Annotated in this window: 1 protein-coding gene and 1 pseudogene; both read left to right on the plus strand. The window is 59.5% G+C overall.

The window, feature by feature from the left end; all coding sequences use genetic code 11:
• Positions 1–323 (plus strand): annotated as a pseudogene (locus B5F94_RS16570) (hypothetical protein); the annotation flags it as partial.
• Positions 324–360: 37 nt separating this feature from the next.
• Positions 361–1,092 carry a DUF3849 domain-containing protein gene (locus B5F94_RS15850; protein ID WP_242965703.1) on the plus strand — a complete coding sequence of 244 codons (732 nt, stop codon included), beginning with the start codon at positions 361–363 and terminating at the stop codon, positions 1,090–1,092.
• Positions 1,093–1,245: the final 153 nt, after the last annotated feature.

Raw genomic sequence — 1,245 nt, forward strand, 5'->3', positions numbered from 1 at the left:
TGGTACAGATGGAATTTACCCGGGCGGACAGCTACGGCTATATCAAGGAGGTATGGGGCCTGGAGACCCGCGCCAGCGCCTGCACCTTCTGCCCCTTCCATAAAAACCACTTCTATCAGCACCTCAGACAGCATGAGCCGGAGCAATACGCTCAACTGGTTCAAATGGACGATCTGCTGCGGGTCAAGGTGCCGAAACCGCCCATGGACTCTGACCTCTACATCTCACGGAGCAGAAAGCGGTTGAAGGATCTGACCCCGGAAGACTGTGCTGACGCAGAATATTTTGATTACCGCGGGGAGCAGATTTGGAACGGCTTTTAAGGCCGCGGAACTACACAAGAACAAGGAGGTAAACCAGATGAACCAACTGACACTGACAGACCACACTTATCTGTACCTGGGCTCTCTGTCCGAGGCCAAGCGCAGCAATGAGGCGGGGCTGTGGCGGGCGAGCCACCAGTGCAACATCGCCTGCAAGCAGGCCATTGAAGCGGCCATCCGGGCCGGCTTCGACGGTATGCACCTGAAAGCGGACTGCGCCCGCGGCGTCATCGCCCAATATGGCTTCAAGCGCGTGGGCTGGGTGCTGGCCAACACCATTCAGAAGAAGCGGTGGGACGGCCGGTTCCGTCCCCGCCACAAGGAGTGGGCCGACACCATCTTCATCCCCGCCTGCGACCGGACAGGCGAGTACATCGTGGAGAGCCACCCAGCGGTGCTGGACGGCTTCGTGGAAGCATTCCTGGACGAGGTAAAGGGACTCTCCCTCTTTGACGCCTCCCAGTGCGACACACTTTCGGGCCGCAGTCTGGAGGGAGAAGTCCTGGTCCTGAGCCCGGCGGCGCTCAAAGAGTCCTGCTGGTCTCCCCGCAATCAGCTCTGGCTGGCGGAAAGCGGCTTTGGGTGCAGTCCTCATGCTTCCGGCCGGGCAATCTATGCCACCTGCCTCGGGGATGGGGAATGGGCCAGATGGAACAGGAGCGATTTCATCGGCATCCTCCGGGACGAGTATTTCCCGGAGTGGGCAAAGCAGACCGTAGACACGCTTCGGAAAGCAGAACAGGAGGTGCACGATGGCATATCTTCCTAATGTTCTCAGGGAAACCAGCGAGGGGCTGAATCAAATCCCGATTCAAGACATCCTGTTCCAGAAGCGGGAGATTTTCTGCATTGGGCCCATCACGGAGGACACCGCCTCGGCGCTGGTTCTGCAGCTCCGCTTCCTTCAGCAGGACGCACCCGG

This window comes from Flavonifractor sp. An4, from assembly GCF_002161755.1.
Lineage (GTDB): Bacteria > Bacillota > Clostridia > Oscillospirales > Oscillospiraceae > Flavonifractor > Flavonifractor avicola.